This is a genomic window from Paenibacillus sp. FSL P2-0173 (assembly GCF_038008045.1).
Lineage (GTDB): Bacteria > Bacillota > Bacilli > Paenibacillales > Paenibacillaceae > Paenibacillus > Paenibacillus polymyxa_B.
In genome coordinates, this window is sequence record NZ_JBBOYK010000001.1 from 556,193 (window position 1) to 573,906 (window position 17,714).

The following is a 17,714-nucleotide window of genomic DNA, read 5'->3' on the forward strand; positions in this document are numbered from 1 at the left end:
ATCAATCAGACCGATTTAGTCCCAGCTTAGAATCATTTGAATATCCTCCTGATGTGTCCCATCAGGTCCAGTCCCACTCTCCAAAACGATAGGAATACCTCTTACAGCATCCTGATCTGTCATCCAACGCATTCCTTGAGTACCAATGTAGCCTTGGCCCACGCGGGCGTGTCTGTCTTTTTTAGAGCCATACGGGTATTTAGAATCGTTCAAATGAACTCCGCACAGAGCTGACCAATAGCCGAGACGATTCCCTTTTTCGATCAAAGCCTCGTCCATTCCACCGTTCCATAATCCCGCTGCATACGCATGACAAGTGTCAAAGCAAAAGCCGATACTGTCAGGATTCTGGCACAACTGACGGATTTGCACCAGTTCCTCAAGCGTGGTTCCCATGGGCCCGTGATCCCCCGCCTGATTTTCAATCAATATTTTAGCTTTTCCTTGCCAGCCTTCCAGCACATCATTAAAACAGTTAATAATGTTACGATAGCCCTCTAGTGGGTCTGACGAATGCAGATGCCCAAAATGAACGACGATCCCTTTTGACCCACAGGCTTCAGCAATATCCAGATCATTGCGTAATGAAGCAATCGTCAGCTCATAAAGTTCCTGACCACGCTCGGACCCATGAGCCGGATTAACAGGATATGGTGAATGAGCAATGGATTGAAGCTGGTGCTCTAAACAGTAAGCGTTGCAAGCAGCAGCATCAGTTGCACTCCATTCCTTCAGTCTAAGACTACGAGGATTTTTCGGGAAATATTGAAATGAACGTCCCCCCTGCTCTCGCGCACGCATAGCGGCTTTGGAAAAGCCACCACGCGTACTCACATGGGAGCCGATGAGCAATTTAGGCATCATGCTGCTGTACCGGGCAATAAAATGCTTTTTTCCCCGCCAGTTCAACCCTTACAATTTTTCCGCCACTTGGAGATTCTTCTCCTTCGCGGTCATATACTCGACACTGATGATCAAATCCACCTGTTAGCGTGTCCCCCTCCATTAGAGGCATTTCCATGTACCCGCCTTCCGCAGTAGCTTCACGTAGTACGGATTGAGTGGCATGATATAGTTTTTCCACTTTTTCTGGGGACTGCACAATGTTTTGTACTTTGGAACCCGGTGTAAATCCGGCGATATAAGCAATTTCGTCTGAATAACAATTGCCAATACCCGAAAAAATCTGCTGATTCACCAGCGTTGTTTTCAAAATCCCCCGGCGTCCCTTCAGACGTGCTGTAAACTTTTCCAAAGTCATGCGGCGGTCTAACGGATCAGGTCCCAGGTCTGACAAAGCTTCTTCTGTTTCTTTAGCCGTTAGCAAGTGCAGATAACCTAAGCGCAGTCCGATAAAATAAAGCTTTAATCCACTAAAATCTAATTCGATCTGAACTGTACGATCTGGACGCTGCTCCTCCGTTCCCAGATATAACAGTCCTCCCAACATCAGATGAAGTACGAGCCGCCCGCCCGTGTTTAAATGAAAAATCAAATGCTTGCCTCGACGCTCTAAATATACAACGGTCGTTCCCAGCAATTGCTTCTCAAACGTTTCCACTTCAGTATTAATGGACTTTTCACGGCTAACCGTCACTCCAGTAATCGGAATGTCCAAAATTTGTTTTGATAATAAGATTCTGTAGTTTTCCATTTCAGGAAGTTCCGGCATATCAACATCTTTCCTTTCGTAGCTACATAGCTTTTAATTCTCGCAAGTTTTGTAAGACATATACTTTCTATTATTTCAGCTCTTCTTTCATCCAGTCCTGCAGTTCAGCGAGATTTTCAAACATCAGGTCAGGTTTCACTCCAACGGTACGCACATGTTCATCCATATTAGCGCGGGTCGTCACGCCCGACAGGATCAGAGCTGTTTTACAACCTGCTGCTGCACCTGCCGCAATATCTGTAAGCATATTATCGCCCACAACCAGAGCTTCATCCGCCCTAATGTTTAAGCGGTTCAGCGCATAGTTCATCAATACGCTTGAAGGCTTGCCGATGACAATAGGCTTTACCTGTGAAGCAGCTTCAATTGCAGCTCCAATCGTACCTGCACCTGGCGTTAGCCCATCATGTGAAGGCAATTGGAGATCCGGGTTTGTCAAAATAAAAGTTGCTCCTTCCCGAATCCAACGCATGGCAGCGGCCAGCGCATCATATGTAAATTGACGATCTATCCCCTGCACCACATAATCAGGATGGTTCTCAACAAGCTGCAAACCGGCTCCTGTGAGTGCATCGCGTAATCCTGTTTCACCAATACAATAGACACGAGCTCCAGGACTTTGCTGTGCAACATATTGTGCAGCTGCTAACGCCGAAGTATATACTTCATGGCTGGCCGCTTCAATTCCCATACCAACCAAATGCTCAGCCACCAATTCGGGTGTACGTGAAGCATTGTTTGTAACATAAGCATAAGGTATCTGGTCTGTACGCAATCGGGATATGAACAGATCCGCACCCTTGATCATCCGATTTCCATGATAAAGTGTTCCATCCAGATCAATTAGTAACGATTTTATCGCAATCCCCTCCCCCACTTCAAATCCATTCACATCATAGCATTGAAAATTATAATTCATCCCATGAACGATGTTCTCCTTCTTATTTAACCACCTTAATTATTCAGGTCATTAAATAATCGGCCGTCTCCATTCATCTCATCTATCTTAAGTCAAAAATGCTTATGAAGTCCATGAATTGCTGGTAAACCCTCCAAAATGGCGCCATTCCTCGCTAAAAGCCGTCGCTTTCACATGACATAAGTTCACTTCTTCGTCGAAATCCATCGAAGGAGCTATTTCCTCAAAGGAAATCTCCTGTATTTCCTGGTCATACTCAAGAAATAGAATCCTTTAAATTCGATATATAGAAACTCGAATATGACACGCCTCTATATGTGGTAGAACAAATTCATCCCCTACCACCGTGTACGGGTTCTCATCTCTTGTCGCATCCTGCGCTTTCCCGGAAAATAATTTGGGTGAAAAACAAAGGCACCGGGGCTTGCCCCGGCACCCATGCACATATCTTCTCCAATCGTTTATTAACCGATATCAGGTACCGATAACAACACATGCTGCTCCGCAAGCAATGAATTGGGAAATATGCTTCGCGCTTCCTCCAGCAATGGCTGAAGCTGCTCCTGATCTTTATACCTAGAACTAAAATGCGTCATGATTAGCTGACCCGCACCTGCGGCTTTTGCAGCTTCCGCTGCTTGAAGCGCCGTACTATGATGATACTCGTATGCTGTATCTGACAGTTCATGCAGAAAAGTGGCTTCATGAACGACGACAGTTGCATCTTGAGCCAGCACTACCGTATTCGAACAAGGTCTCGTATCCCCTAAAATCGTGATGATACGCCCTTTTTTCGGCGAACCCAGTACATCCTGAGGATGCAAAATAACTCCACCTTCTACCTCCACGCTTTCCCCACGCTTTAACTTACCGTACACCGGGCCGGGCTTAATACCATATCGCTCCAACAGCTCTTGGTTAAGCTTACCGGGCTTATCCATCTCTACAACTCGGTAGCCATAGCTGTCGATCCGATGATCCAGCAAAGCTGACTCCACCCGGAATTGACCGTCATCAAACAGAACCCCACCCGTATGCTCCACAATATGTAGTTGGTAATTGATACGCGATTGGCTGATCCCTAAAGATAGCTCGATATATTGCTGGATTCCAGGCGGTCCATATACCGTCAGTGGTGTCGTTCCCCCCTGATACGCCCTGCTCGACAGCAGTCCCGGCAGACCGAAAAGATGATCCCCATGCAAATGGGTGATAAATATTTTTTCAAGTCTGCTTAGTTTGAGCGGCGAACGCAATACCTCTTGTTGAGTGCCTTCGCCGCAGTCGAACAGCCACATGCTTCTTCGTTCTTCCAGCAAACGAAGAGCGATGGACGTTACATTTCGCTGAATCGTAGGCACCCCTGCATTTGTACCGAGAAAATAAAATTCCATAACATTAACCTTCTTCCTGCTGACCAGCAAAAAACCTCCGAAGCTCGGAGGGTATTTGCTATCCTATCTGATAAAGGTGTTAAACCTTTTCGACGTTAAAATACTGCGCCTGAGGGTGGCTGAACACCATGGCTGATACAGAAGCCTCCGGTTCCATCATAAACCCTTCCGTCAGCTCAACGCCAATATCCTCAGGTTTTAACAACTGGAACAACGGCCCCTGATCCTCCAGATCTGGACATGCCGGATAGCCAAAGGATACCCGTATGCCTTGATATCTGGCACCGTGTCGCTGTTTCATTGTCATATCGGCAGGGTCTGGGAACCCCCAGCTATCCCTGATAATATGGTGAAGCCGTTCCGCTAACCCTTCTGCTACTTCGAGTGCTACCGCTTGAAGTGCATGCGAGCGCAGATAATCCCCTTTATCTTTCCACCGGGTAGATATCTGCTGAATCCCATGACCAGCTGTAACGACCATGAAACCTACATAGTCCATAACCCCGGATTCCACTGATTTCAAGAAATCAGCCAGACATAGATAAGGCTCTACCTGCTGGCGCGGGAATGTAAATGTGTGCAGTACCTTGCTCACATCCGACGGATCATAGATCAGAATTTGATTTCCTTGGGACTGCGCTGGAAAGAAACGATACATAGCATGTGCCTGGATGATTCCGTCCGTCACAGCTTCAAACATGATGCTGTCCACGGTTTCCTTCAACTGAATCGCTTTCGGATCTTCCGAAGCCAGCAGCTGCTCAACATTGCCTTTTAAACCAAGATGATGCCCCATTAGCATTTGCATATTCACGTAAGGCAAAATATAATTCAGTGGATAATTACGCAGTACATGACGATCCGTATCTGGTGGAATATAGACGGGCAGATCCTGAGCAATGTTAGAGCGCACAGCTCGAGTGAGCTTAGGGAGCGGCTTAGCTTCCACGACTATTGCCGCTTCAGCCTCCCGCTCAGCCTCCATGTCCTCAGCCATTTTTTTGCGGGACTCAGGATTCATAAGCTTGTTGGCAATATCCAGCCCATCCATAGCATCCTTTGCATAGGCAACCAGACCATCATACTCAGGACGGATACGATTTTTAGTGAACTTACGTGTTAAAGCAGCTCCACCAACCATTATTGGAATATCAATATTCGCATTTTTCAAATCCTGTGCGGTCAGCACCATTTGTTGTGCCGATTTAACAAGCAGTCCGGATAAGCCAATCATATCGGCCTTTTCTTCACGGTAAGCCTCAATAATGCGTTCTGGTGGTACTTTTATACCCAGATTCACGATATGGTAACCATTGTTGGATAGAATAATCTCCACCAGATTCTTACCAATGTCATGCACATCACCTTTGACTGTAGCCAACAAAATCTTACCTTTTACTGAGGATTCATTCTTCTCCATGAACGGCTCTAAATAGGCTACGGACGCCTTCATCACTTCAGCGCTTTGCAGCACCTCCGCAACAATCAGTTCGTTATTGTTAAACAGTCGTCCTACTTCCTCCATCCCCTTCATCAGCGGGCCGTTAATAATCTCCAGCGAAGAATATTTCACGAGCGCTTGCTCCAGATCCGGAATGAGTCCCTCCTTACTTCCCTCGACTACATAGGAAGCCAGTCGTTCTTCGAGCGAAAGGTTTGATATCTTTTCTTTTTTCTCCACTTTCTTGTTACGGAAAGCTGCTACAAAAGCGGATAAAGTATCGTCATTTGTTTTATAGATCAAGTCTTCCGCAAGTTTCCGCTCATGCTCTGGAATGGATGCATAACGTTCAAGCTTCTCAGTGTTTACAATCGCATAGTCCAGACCTGCTTTGGTGCATTCATATAAATAGACGGAATTGAGCACTTCACGACCCGCTTCCGGCAAACCAAAAGATACGTTACTGATGCCCAGGATGGTATGCACCCCGGGAAGCGCTTCTTTAATAATGCGAATGCCCTCAATGGTTTCCTTAGCTGAACCGATATATTGCTCATCACCTGTTCCTACTGGGAATACGAGCGTATCAAAAATTAGATCCTCCGCTGCCAAACCATAACGGTTCACCAACAGATCATAAGAACGTTTAGCTACCTCAAGCTTATCCTCACGTGAAATAGCCTGTCCGCGTTCATCAATTGTTCCAACAACAACAGCGGCGCCGTACTTATGAATAAGAGGAGCCATTTTCTCAAATTTCTCTTCACCATCCTCCAAATTAATGGAGTTAATTATTGCCTTGCCTTGCGAATATTGAAGTGCTGTATCAATGACTTTAATATCCGTGGTATCAATCACTAAAGGTACCTTTACCTTGTTTACAACCAGTTTCAAAAATGCTTCCATATCCGTCATTTCATCGCGATCCGGGTCCTGCACACAAATATCAATGACATGCGCTCCGCTTTTTACCTGAGCACGGGCAATTTCAGATGCCTCTTCATATTTGCCTTCCACGATCAAACGCTTGAATTTGCGGGAGCCCAGAACATTCGTTCGCTCACCAACCATATACGGACGATTGTCCTGTTCAATATATACAGGCTCAATGCCCGATACGGCAGGAGGATGATGACCTACCAGCGGACGCGGCTCAAACTGCGCCATACTTTCACTCATAACTCGAATATGCTCAGGCGTGGTACCACAACAACCCCCAGCAATATTCAACCAGCCTTTTTCAGCAAAAGCAGCCATTTTACGTGCTAAAGAATCAGGCGATTCATGGTATTGGCCATTTTCATCGGGCAAGCCCGCATTTGGATAACAGCTAATAGCTGCAGAGGACATTTCAGACAGAGAGCGAATATGATCACGCATAAACTCTGGACCTGTAGCACAATTCAATCCAATCGAAATTGGGTGCAAGTGTTCCAGTGATATGCAAAAGGATTCGATATTTTGTCCGGCCAACGTAGTTCCCATAGGCTCAATCGTGCCTGAAATCATTAGCGGAAGCTCGATACCTGTCTGCTCAAAAGCTTGCCGAATTCCGATGCTTCCAGCTTTGACGTTAAGCGTATCCTGTGAGGTCTCCAAAAGGAGTACATCCACGCCGCCTTCAATAAGCGCCAAGGCCTGCTCTTGATAGCTTTCAATCAGCTCAGCAAATGTAACCCCACCTGTGACAGACAAGGTTTTCGTGGTTGGGCCCATAGCTCCTACTACAAAACGAGGCTTGTCCGCAGTGCTGTATTTATCCACCGCGTTACGCGCCAGTTTGGCCGCCACCAGATTAATTTCACGGGCACGTTCTGGTATATCGTAATCCGCCAAAACGACGGATGTTGCTCCAAATGTATTCGTTTCAATTAGATCTGCTCCGGCCTTCAAGTATGCTTCATGAATCCCTTGAATGACATCCGGTCTCGTTAAGACCAGCATTTCATTACAGCCCTCCAGCTCTTCCCCACCAAAATCATCGGGGGAAAGGTCTTCCTGTTGAATCATGGTGCCCATGGCCCCATCAAGAAGGAGTATTCTTCGTTGTAATGCATCCTGCAAGCTAACTTTATCCAAATTTCTTCACCCCCGCAAAACGTTAAATCCTAGTTTAGCAGAAACCGTATCATTTAGATAGATTGAAGTAAAAACATACGTTTTATACAGGTTGTTCTTTGTAAAAATGACTTCTCTTATCCATTTTTATAGTTTGTAGCATTATAGAGCGTACTTAACCCTGTATCCTTTAGCTATGGTCATTTGCATTATAAAATGTTGAAATCCTGTATTGTACAACGTTTCAAGACATGGTATTCTTTATACAACATTAATCCAAGTGGAAAAGAGGGAATATATATATATGGCCGAAATCTTAATACGTAATACCAATGAACGAATTAGCGGTGAAGAACAAGTACGTGAATTTCTGGAGAGTCACGAGATATTGTATGAACATTGGGATGCTTCCAAATTGTCTGGGGAGCTGCAAGAAAACTTTACCTTAACAGATGATCAAAAGGCCGCTGTTCTCAAAACATTTGAACCCGAAATCAAGGATTTAGCCGCACGTCGCGGATATAAAATATGGGACGTTATCACTTTATCTGAAGCAACGCCGAATTTGAACGAGCTGCTGGCCAAGTTTGAGCAAATTCACACCCACACCGAGGATGAAATCCGTGCCATTGTCGCTGGTAAAGGCATCTTCATCATTAAAGGCCCAGAAGAGATCGGCTATTTTAACGTAGAGCTTTCACCTGGGGACGTTATCTCCGTACCTGAAAATATACCTCACTTCTTCACTTTAATGGAGAATCAAAAGATCGTCGCAATCCGCTTGTTCATCGAAGAAAATGGCTGGATTGCCGAACCGTATGAAGATCCAACCTTCATTAAAGCATAATTACGAATTTATCCTTGTGTGAATAAAAAAACTCCCTCTGCTCTGTAACAATAGCGAAGGGAGTTTTCTTAATACTCGTTTCTAAAGACTATTGATTTCTTACTTTAACGATTGAATAATTCCGTCCAATTCAGACAGATGCTTGATTTGGAACTTCGGCTTGATCTCTGTGGTATTGGTTTTAGTGTTTCGGTTCACCCAGACCGAGTGTACACCTGCTGCCAACGCTCCTTGAATATCAGTCGTCAGTTTATCTCCTACCATTAAAGCATGTTCAGGCTCAATACCAAGAAGCCCCAAAGCATGCTGGAATATAGACGGATCAGGCTTGCCTCGACCAAATGAACCTGAAATGACAACATGATCAAAGAAAGGAGCTAATTGAGGAACTCCATCCAGTTTCTCCTGTTGTAGATCAGGGGAGCCATTTGTCAGCAATAACAGCTTGTAATGTCCCTTCAATTGTTCTAGAATCTCGAACGTTTCTTCATATACATGTGGACGCGCGCGTCTTTCCGAAGCAAATTGGGTAGCCAGCTTTTCCGCCAACTTCTCATTATCTATCCCTAGTTGCTGGAGTCCTCTGCGCCATGATTCCTTTCGATAAACAGGGGCCAACTGTTCCAATTGGCGGAATTCAGGTTGCTCACCTGCTGTAAAATTCGCCCACAATCCTTCAAACGGATTAATGCCGATCATTTGAGTAAAACTAAAGGTTTCATAGGATTCATACAAAGCGCGTGCTTCCTTACGTACGGCTTCCTCCAGAGTTTTTGGATCAACGCCTGCTTCACGGGAGCCTGTTTGACACGCTGCATCAAATGCCTCTTCTACACTACGTTCATCCCACAAAAGGGTATCATCAAGATCAAACATTACCGCCTGAATCGTCATCTGAATTATCCACTCTCTTTCCACAGTATATGTACGCCTATTTGCTTGATTAAGCATTTGAATCGTTATGTGTGCCCATATTAAGCAAGCGGCCGCAGCATGTTATATGAAATAACATCATACGGCCTTTGTTACAGAGCTACAGGCAAATCAGTTATTTCTTGTCTACCTGTATCTGATTGGATAGCGCAAACTTCTCAAGTCGCTCTGCAATGGCATCCGTGTCATAGCGACCTAATGATTTTGTGAAAATAAAATTACCACCCTTACCTTTTCTTTCAACGGTTACGTAACCCTTTTCAATCTTGATGGCTTTCATGTCCCCTGCCGTCATTGGACGTTCTCTACCACCTTTCAGCATATAGAGAGTATCCTTTCCCACTTTCAAATAAGGACGACGGATGAAAAAGATAACAGCCAGCATCAAGTACAGGCCGAATACAAGCCAATCCATCCCTCGCATACCGGTCTTAGTCAAAAAGTAACTCATAAGCATGTACAATACAGAAAGACCAGCCAGCATAATTGGCACAGTAATGTTACGGCCACGGAAAATATCCATTGTAGAACCTGCGCCGCTAATGGTTTGAATGCCTTGCTTTTTGCGCGATTTATTTAAATGCGCTGTGTTTTTGCGTACTTTTCTTTCAAATGATCGGGCCATCTCTCAATTCCTTCCCAGATATATTACATTAAAACAATTGCCTCAAAGCTGATCTATATAGATACCATAAAAGGTACCTAAAACAAAAGGCAAATTGCAGGCTTGGGCACTTTAACAACATTAATGCTTCAGCCCGTCATTTCCTTTCGATGTATCATCGTCCACAAATTCAATCGTCTCAAGCTGCTGCCGAAAATTACGGCGAATGTTACCTAAATAAATTTCCCGAAGATTGGCGCGCTCTGTGGCTTCCTCTTCCGTCAAACCCTCGGATTTTGCTTTGCGCGCTAATTCATTAATGCGCTGTACCAAGCTGTCTATATCCAAATTGTGTCCCCTCCATAAAAGCAAAGATATAATACACTTTGACATGTAGAAAAGAGCTTGTCAAGGCTCCCGTATTACGCTCCCTGACAAGCTCTAATAGTCTATAGATCAGAAGTTAGGAAGCTTGAGTACCTGACCTGCCTGCACTCCCCGATCCTCCAAACCGTTAATCCGCACAATTCCTTCTATATATACCCGTGTATCCATTCGTTCCGGTTTATGATTTGCGGCAATCTCCCACAACGTATCCCCAGGTTGTACGGTCAGTTTAGTCACTTCTTCCTTGGAAGCTGAAGGTGCCGCGAAAACTGTAAGTACACCTGCCCCTGCAATCCAAGCAACAATCACTATAATAAGAAGCTTAAGTAAAAGAGTATTGGTAATAATCTGCATAAAACGTGCCCTACCCTCTTTTCGAGTCTCCTGTAAATTTTCTAAATTCATCGGAAAAATACTTTGATAAGTGCTATATTTCATCATTGGCTGTGTCCTCCAAACGTTTGTTCTTATGTTTTCACAATATAACACGAACATTTGTTTTATTCAATAGAAAAGAGAACAAAAGTTCGTAATTATTTTTAGGGATTATTTAGAACTTATGTTTGTACGAACGGAGGTTCTATGCTATAATTTTCCCAAACGTTACTAAATGGGGTTGATACGGTATGTCTAAGATTTCGAGCCGCCAGCAGGCCATTCTTGAATTTATCCGCAATGAAGTGCGTCTAAAGGGATACCCCCCTTCTGTACGCGAAATAGGCGAGGCTGTCGGATTAGCCTCCAGTTCTACGGTTCATGGTCATTTGGATCGTTTAGAGAAAAAAGGACTCATTCGCCGCGATCCTACAAAACCACGGGCTATTGAGTTACTCGGTCAAGACGAATCGGATAACAGCAACTTGATTAATTACTCCATTAGTCGTGTCCCCGTCGTCGGCAAAGTAACTGCTGGCCTTCCTATTACGGCGACAGAAAATATTGAAGATTACTTTCCTCTTCCCCAACACTTTGTTGGTGAGGATAAAATATTCATGTTATCTGTTGTAGGCGAAAGCATGATTGAAGCTGGTATTGCTAACGGAGACTATGTAATCGTACGTCAGCAGCAGACCGCTGATAATGGTGATATTGTTGTAGCTATGACAGATGAAGACGAAGCTACAGTTAAAACCTTCTACAAAGAAAAGGATCATATCCGGCTTCAACCTGAAAATCCAGCCTTTGAACCGCTTCGCCTGACACACGTCAGCATTTTGGGCAAGGTTGTAGGACTCTTCCGGGACTTCCACTGATTTCTCGTTCTTTCTTCCCCGTTATTCTATCCACTAATATAAAACCGGCTGCCTAGGGCAAGCCGGTTTTGTATTGCTATTATGTTTATTATGTATCTCACAACTTTTTTTTCATTTCAGCAACCTATCCCTATTTTTTCTACTAAAAATCAGCCTCCTCATCTCAAATAATTCCCCACTGACCTTGAGCAGCTATACTGTCATGGGCAAAACTAATAGATCTTTCTTTGTTTTAGATAAATATGGTATATTAATTACTTATAGCTCTGTAGGAGGAATTAAATGAAAAAAATTATAATTTCAGCGTTTGTTGTGATATTTATCGCCATAAGCTGTGTAGTTCCAACAATGGATCATTTGTATGCAAAAGAGAACTCCCACATAACAACTTACGACCGTATTAAGTATATACAAATACTTATCCATTTCAGGTATTTAGAAAAGCAACTCGAAGCTGTAATTTTCGAAAGAAATAATTATCCAGAAGACAGCCAAGAATATAAACAGCTCTCTGAACAACTGAATCATATTCTTGCTCAAGAGGCGTACTACGAGAAAAAACTTAACACTCTTAATAGTAAATAATTTTCATACTAACTGCCTATTATCTTTATCTACACTATTAGACTCATGCCGACCTGCCTATAACATTCTCCTGCAACGTAAAGTTGAAAAGGCGAAGACAGGTTCGCATGAGTTTTTTTATTATCCATTAGGAATATAGGTACTAGCTTCTTTTTGCTTTTAATAGATTTATGCTGATACATTACTATCACAATTGACATATGTATATAGCAGAACTAAGCAAAGGAGATATGCAGATGATCAGAAATAGAGTTAAAACGTATAAGCATCGCATCGGGAAAAACAGATATCTGGTCGTTAAAGTCTTTCAAGCCGCAGCTGCTAAAACAGGAAGCGGAAATGCACTAGCAACCAATGCCTTGAATATCAAAATTTCCAAGCGTAAGCATAAACGCCACTAAGATTTAACCGTACCTTCATTTCTTGAAGGGAGGTGATATTATGAGCAGAAGACATTGCAAACGTGATTTAAGAAGAAGAAGATTAAACATCCGTTCCACTCAAAGAGCCATTGCGCGTGCAAGAGGTAACGCACTGGCTGTTAATCTGTTTAGCGTAAATGATAGACAACGCAGACGTTAATAATCGTTTTCAAGCAAAAGCGGGAAGGATTCTTCCTGCTTTTTTTGTGTTAAACGATACACCCAACTCCTAAATTCCATAGAACTGCTAAATTCAGTTGCCTTCCTTTTAAATACCATACATATTCAACTATGCTTCCACTGGTTAAAACAGAAGCGAAATGGTACCCAGTCAAAAGCAGCAGCATTCTTGACTCAAATACTTTGTGTACAACTGACCACACCTATAGCCCTCAAACTTGCTTCAGCTTTTTTCACTTAAGTATTCCGGCTGTATATCCGTCCATGGTTTGTACGTTGCTGCATTGTTTGCTCAATTTTTTATTTTAAAACTTTATAAGGCCCCACTTGCCCACCACCGTATTCCACAAACTCCATCATATCCTACTCAACGGCTGGACTACAGATGCTCTTATCTGACTTAATGCAGCTGAAAACAATTCGATATTGGATCAACACTTCATATGTATGATTCATGTTGATCAACTCGACAATTCATTCTGGATAAGCGCTAAAAATCCTTCTCTAAATAATCATACCCTTACATGATTATTTAGAAAGCTAATATCCGACACATAAAGATAAAATACAACAAACAAAGACAAGAAAAAAATTTCTCTTCACAACCAATGAACTATGTACAAATACATTACACATGTATAACATTAAATACAAATACTAGAAAGGTGGTAACAATTTAATGAAAAAAGTATCTTTACTAGCATCAGTAGCAATGCTTATCTCATCTGTAGCTTTTGCTGCACCTTCTTTTGCAGATCAGGTCACAAGTGACACTTATAGTTCATTACAAGACTCAAATAGAAGTATAGAGTCTGTTACGCCTTTTGCTAATGTTGAATATGTCGTTACTGTAAATACGGCCAATCTCAAAGATGCCGGAACAGACTCGAACATCTCTATAACTCTGTATGGTTCTAATGGAGATTATGCTACCGCTACACTCAATGGTAGCTTTGAACAAGGAGATTCCGATACAACAAGAATCAGCACTAGTAACCTAGGTGACATCAGAAAAATTACTATTAGAACTGATGGATCTGGGTATAAACCAGGTTGGAAAATCGCTAATGTCAAAATATCTGGAAACGGGAAAACTTTCTCATTTGCAGGTCCTAACCGTTGGCTTGGTGACGGCGGTTCCGCAGATTCCGAAACACTTTTTCCATCCTAAAACAAATATTCATACAAAAGACTCTGTCGATATTTGGATAGAGTCTTTTAGTTTTGGATGAATAATCCTACTAAAATTGTATCGCCGTAATTATAATCCCATCTCAAGAATCAATTTTAAGAATAAACTCACTAATGAGAAAAATGTTATGTAAATTTGCCATATAAACAAAAGCTAAGAAATGACCGCTGGAAAAGTATATTGAATCTTCTTAATACTATACTGAAAGATGTGTCAAAGTATCGTGCGTATTATCGCAAATAAAAGACTCATACCAGTTATTGTTGCAAACTAATAAGGCCCTATCTGAGATTAAATTTAGGTATTAGGAAGGATTGTACCCATTCAATGAAACATACCCCTTCTTACAAAATACAATAAGCGCAAATCTATTATGGCAGGAAATCCACCAAGTATTCGCCAAAAGAGAAGCGAATACTGTAGCTATTGCCAAATAGCTTATGCGCTCATTGAGTTCAACTATTTGCCATCCATGAGTGAAGTGGTATTATCCAACAGTTCTTTTCACGAATTAAACCCAAAGTGATTTAGTGATGATAACTAAGAGAATAAAGAGCACTAAAATTGCCGCTGTAGAAGTCCATACACCGCCGCCACCTGCACCTTCATATGCACCCATGTCTTAAACCTCCTTTATTTGTCGTTCACCTTAATATATGTATAAATACGTTCAGTGATAGGGCATGCAGGTAAACAAAACAAAGGCTCACACCCAGATAAACCGGTAGAGCCTAATAATCTTTATAAAAGAATTAATTTCAAGATGATTACCAACAAAATGAAGAGTGCCAAGACAGCAGCTATCGATGTCCAAATCTTCCCGGCCGTCTCTTCGTAACCTCTTTCTATTCCTCTCACACGTAACGCCTCCTTTGTTTACTCCACAGGCTATGCGAGGTCTTGTTTATGGGATGGACTTCTAGGAAAATAAAAACACTTTACCAGCGTATCCAGTAAGGTGCCACTGATGAAGAGCTTTTACTATTGCCACAACTAAAGAACAACAAGAAGGACTCCTACAGCATTTAGCTGATAGAGTCCTTCTTTATATCTGCCTTAATTCAATTTAATTGCATTGAGTTATGGCTTCGAGTATATATTTTTCACTCCTCAAGACTCAATTAATGAATTCTACTATATTCCAAAACAATAAACATCCCGTCAGCGCATGCCAGTAGGGTATCACCCATTCTTTCGGATTATGCAACGGTTTGGTGATATTTCAAAAGAATTTATGTAAGGTCAGGCTGCTCGCCTTACGATATTAAACGTACTGTCCAGTTCCAAGTACCTTGGCTTGTTACTTTGATCTTATCCCCAACGATAAAAAAGGCCGTATTTGTGGTGGAATCCCCGAAGAAGCCCTTGTACCACTCTTTGCCTGGCTAATCGATTAAACCCTTCGGCGCGTTCCAGTGCCACCCCACATATCTATATTTGCTCCTTCAAAAACTTCAAGAAAATTCCTCTTAACATTAGATGGCAAGTAGAACTAACGTTTCAGTTAGTTATAGGGTTCCCAGTTCGTATCGCGTATATCTTTATCTGAGGCTTTTCTCACAAACTCTATGCATTTTTCTTCGCAAGCGCCAAATACTTTATAATTTTGCTGGCCCTGTCTTAAAGATACTATGTTTGCCCCACCATCATAATCAGGATCTGCAAACTGAATACCATCATCTTCCCAAAAACAAATTTCACAAATATCATAGGTTCCAGGCGGTTCATCGTTTAAGGTTTTGTAACCACAGCAAGGACAAGTATATTTTCCCACCGCTATAAGACCTCTCCTTATTATGTATCTATTTTTTGTTCTGTCAGCCAGTTATGTGAGTCCTTCATTACTTGTAATTTAAGGAGATAGGAAGATCTCTTTCGGATAAATCGCTTTAAACATCAATATATCGGTCTGTATATCCTGTCTGTATCTGTATCAATCACATAACCAACCTCTGTGTCATCTTCAAAACGCAATCGATTAAAATTATGAAGTCGACAAAATATATCAGGTAAATCTCTAATATTAAGAGTTATCATTTTTGCTTGTATATACTTTTGATATAGTTCTTCTTGTGTGCATTGGTGACCAGTAATCAAATTTTGAAAAAAGTAACCTTCAATTTTAATAATCATAAAATCACCACTGGTGGTTAACCATTCTTTATAAATTTAGAATACTTACATAACAATTACTCAACTAAAGCGCATGTTAACTTAACCTTAGTGAACAAATTAAAGCTCCCTTTCTACCACATTTGCTTATGATAACTTCTATTTTTCCATTAATTTATTAAATATCGCTCTATCTTTGGAAGTAAAGTCGGAAATCCGTTTCTTTTGCTCGTACGTATTGGTACTTGAATCCAATTTAATGAAGCCTTTTTCACCAACCACGTATACGATATTTTTTTCTATTTTATAAGACAGAACGTTATCAATCACTGAATTTGGAGCTTCAATTTGATGAGTGTATAGTATTGGAGGCTCACCGGCTCCTCCTCCTCTGTAAATCTGAAAAGTCCCATCTCCAAAAAACTCTAACGTATCTTTGCCATATGGGTACTTCCTGATCGTGTCGTCTCCAGAATTTGCCATAAAAATTAAAGTAGTAGCTATAACTAGTAGAGAGATCAAAATGTAGATGTATCTGCGCTTCATCTGCACTTCACACCTCACTTCCAAGCCTTTTTTGTATCAGTTACTGTAACATAAGATGTATACTCATTGAGTGTTCCCCATGATTCCATTAAATTTGTTAGGTTGGCCGCAGCCCAACCGAGCTTGTTGTCCCCAGTAAACATTTGTTTAAAATTATATTCAAAATTATATTTATCATAATATATTGTAGTAATTTCCCATTGTCCTTTTACATATGTTCCATCTATTTTGTACTTCATTTTGTGAAAAGCGTTATACAAATCTCTGTCACTTTCAATTGCAATAGACCCCTCACTTGAAAAACTTTTAACTTTTTTGTCGTTAGCTTTTTGTACTGCTTTATCAATTACATACATATTATGTTCTTTGGATTTTTTAATTTGCTGCGCCTCATACGACCACTCATTAAAGTGTAAATGTCCTGGTTTGTAATCAAGTGAATGCTGAAGTAAATTTGCTGTGATGTCCCCGTACTTCTTTCGAGCTATAGGAACAGCTACTAATGTAAATGCTTTACGATCAGGATAATGTATTACAGTGTCTGTCGAATCTTTTACCTGCTCTACGCCTCGCACCCAAGTCTTTTCTAGTTCTACCATAGGATTTTCAAACGGAAAAGTATTATTTCCTGCATACACTAACATATTCTTACTATATGCGCCTTCTAGTATTTTTTGCGAGACATCAGGCTGATCCTGTTCTCTTGTTTCCTTAGGTTCTAACTGAGGAGTGTACTGAATTTTTCCCAATTGATCTTCTTTTTGTTTTAAAACAAGTTCAAACTCAAGAATCTTTTTGCTGGTATCAATCTGTTCTTGATACTTATCTACATAAGCGTGTGTAAACGTAATATCACGGATCGCGTTTTCATTTCTCACGACTTGGATGTTACATTTTCGATAGTAGTCCTCACTATCAGGTTTATATTCTGCGTTTGCCCATGTGTACAGCATGTTGGAATTATCCGCATTGTATATAACTGAAGGAAGCGAATGAAGCGGAATTTTGCTTCGAATATGTAGCGAATGAGCCAAGTTTGTAGACTTAGCTGAAAGGTTTATGGAACTATTATTCTTATAAGTAAAGCCAGTGATCTCACCTTTTATAAACTCGATTGGTTCAACACCGGATTTGCGTTCTATTCTTAATGAAATGCTCATTGAGATAAT

19 protein-coding genes are annotated in these 17,714 nt (G+C 41.7%); 6 read left to right on the forward strand and 13 right to left on the reverse strand.

Translation table 11 applies throughout. The features are described 5' to 3' along the window. Nucleotides 1-15 precede the first annotated feature (15 nt). The 5 genes from MKX30_RS02260 to metH form a co-directional block, all read right to left on the reverse strand. On the reverse strand, nt 16-864 hold the full coding sequence (locus MKX30_RS02260) for a deoxyribonuclease IV (RefSeq protein WP_179085389.1): 849 nt from the start codon (nt 862-864) through the stop codon (nt 16-18). After that, nucleotides 854-1,672, reverse strand: coding sequence for an Fpg/Nei family DNA glycosylase (locus tag MKX30_RS02265; protein ID WP_028541727.1), 819 nt, complete (start codon nt 1,670-1,672; stop codon nt 854-856). The genes MKX30_RS02260 and MKX30_RS02265 overlap by 11 nt, the downstream gene beginning before the upstream one ends. 70 nt (nt 1,673-1,742) lie before the next feature. Then, nucleotides 1,743-2,591: a TIGR01457 family HAD-type hydrolase gene (locus MKX30_RS02270; protein ID WP_081326439.1), complete on the reverse strand. Its 849-nt coding sequence runs from the start codon at nt 2,589-2,591 to the stop codon at nt 1,743-1,745. Between the two features lie 464 nt (nt 2,592-3,055). Beyond that, complete coding sequence (gene rnz / locus MKX30_RS02275; protein WP_023988999.1) at nt 3,056-3,985, reverse strand: ribonuclease Z; 930 nt, start codon at nt 3,983-3,985, stop codon at nt 3,056-3,058. Nucleotides 3,986-4,064: 79 nt separating this feature from the next. After that, nucleotides 4,065-7,505 (reverse strand): methionine synthase, encoded by a 3,441-nt coding sequence (gene metH / locus MKX30_RS02280; RefSeq protein WP_028541730.1) that lies wholly within the window; start codon nt 7,503-7,505, stop codon nt 4,065-4,067. 283 nt (nt 7,506-7,788) lie between these two features. Here metH and MKX30_RS02285 point away from each other — a divergent pair, with 283 nt between their 5' ends. Continuing rightward, on the forward strand, nt 7,789-8,331 hold the full coding sequence (locus tag MKX30_RS02285; RefSeq protein ID WP_023989001.1) for a 1,2-dihydroxy-3-keto-5-methylthiopentene dioxygenase: 543 nt from the start codon (nt 7,789-7,791) through the stop codon (nt 8,329-8,331). A gap of 99 nt (nt 8,332-8,430) precedes the next feature. On the opposite strand, the gene MKX30_RS02290 is transcribed toward MKX30_RS02285, so the two are convergent. The 4 genes from MKX30_RS02290 to MKX30_RS02305 all read right to left on the reverse strand — a co-directional run bounded on the left by MKX30_RS02290 (nt 8,431) and on the right by MKX30_RS02305 (nt 10,693). After that, nucleotides 8,431-9,225 carry an HAD family hydrolase gene (locus MKX30_RS02290; protein ID WP_023989002.1) on the reverse strand — a complete coding sequence of 265 codons (795 nt, stop codon included), beginning with the start codon at nt 9,223-9,225 and terminating at the stop codon, nt 8,431-8,433. A 154-nt stretch (nt 9,226-9,379) separates the two neighbouring features. Continuing rightward, nucleotides 9,380-9,889, reverse strand: a complete 510-nt coding sequence (locus tag MKX30_RS02295; protein WP_023989003.1) for a hypothetical protein — start codon at nt 9,887-9,889, stop codon at nt 9,380-9,382. Nucleotides 9,890-10,009: 120 nt separating this feature from the next. Next, on the reverse strand, nt 10,010-10,216 hold the full coding sequence (locus MKX30_RS02300) for a DUF896 domain-containing protein (RefSeq protein ID WP_013310543.1): 207 nt from the start codon (nt 10,214-10,216) through the stop codon (nt 10,010-10,012). A 108-nt stretch (nt 10,217-10,324) separates the two neighbouring features. After that, nucleotides 10,325-10,693 carry a LysM peptidoglycan-binding domain-containing protein gene (locus MKX30_RS02305; RefSeq protein ID WP_034095187.1) on the reverse strand — a complete coding sequence of 123 codons (369 nt, stop codon included), beginning with the start codon at nt 10,691-10,693 and terminating at the stop codon, nt 10,325-10,327. Between the two features lie 188 nt (nt 10,694-10,881). Between MKX30_RS02305 and lexA the strand changes: the two genes are divergently transcribed. From lexA to MKX30_RS02330, 5 genes are all read left to right on the forward strand, one after another. Further along, a complete protein-coding gene (lexA, locus tag MKX30_RS02310; protein WP_013310545.1) occupies nt 10,882-11,508 on the forward strand; it encodes a transcriptional repressor LexA in 627 nt (208 codons plus the stop codon). Nucleotides 11,509-11,790: 282 nt separating this feature from the next. After that, nucleotides 11,791-12,093, forward strand: a complete 303-nt coding sequence (locus tag MKX30_RS02315; protein ID WP_028541732.1) for a hypothetical protein — start codon at nt 11,791-11,793, stop codon at nt 12,091-12,093. 236 nt (nt 12,094-12,329) lie between these two features. Then, the gene (locus MKX30_RS02320) at nt 12,330-12,494 is read left to right on the forward strand and encodes a hypothetical protein (protein ID WP_013310546.1); all 165 of its coding nucleotides are present in this window, start codon (nt 12,330-12,332) and stop codon (nt 12,492-12,494) included. A 40-nt stretch (nt 12,495-12,534) separates the two neighbouring features. After that, on the forward strand, nt 12,535-12,675 hold the full coding sequence (locus tag MKX30_RS02325) for a hypothetical protein (protein ID WP_167348633.1): 141 nt from the start codon (nt 12,535-12,537) through the stop codon (nt 12,673-12,675). 699 nt (nt 12,676-13,374) lie between these two features. Further along, nucleotides 13,375-13,866, forward strand: a complete 492-nt coding sequence (locus MKX30_RS02330; protein ID WP_023989006.1) for a PLAT/LH2 domain-containing protein — start codon at nt 13,375-13,377, stop codon at nt 13,864-13,866. A gap of 532 nt (nt 13,867-14,398) precedes the next feature. Here MKX30_RS02330 and MKX30_RS02335 read toward each other — a convergent pair. From MKX30_RS02335 to MKX30_RS02355, 4 genes are all read right to left on the reverse strand, one after another. Then, nucleotides 14,399-14,506: a hypothetical protein gene (locus MKX30_RS02335; protein WP_023989007.1), complete on the reverse strand. Its 108-nt coding sequence runs from the start codon at nt 14,504-14,506 to the stop codon at nt 14,399-14,401. Between the two features lie 885 nt (nt 14,507-15,391). Further along, nucleotides 15,392-15,661, reverse strand: a complete 270-nt coding sequence (locus MKX30_RS02345; RefSeq protein WP_023989009.1) for a CPCC family cysteine-rich protein — start codon at nt 15,659-15,661, stop codon at nt 15,392-15,394. A gap of 497 nt (nt 15,662-16,158) precedes the next feature. Further along, a complete protein-coding gene (locus tag MKX30_RS02350; RefSeq protein ID WP_023989011.1) occupies nt 16,159-16,545 on the reverse strand; it encodes a hypothetical protein in 387 nt (128 codons plus the stop codon). Nucleotides 16,546-16,559: 14 nt separating this feature from the next. Further along, the gene (locus MKX30_RS02355; RefSeq protein WP_023989012.1) at nt 16,560-17,705 is read right to left on the reverse strand and encodes a hypothetical protein; all 1,146 of its coding nucleotides are present in this window, start codon (nt 17,703-17,705) and stop codon (nt 16,560-16,562) included. Between the last annotated feature and the right edge of the window lie 9 nt (nt 17,706-17,714).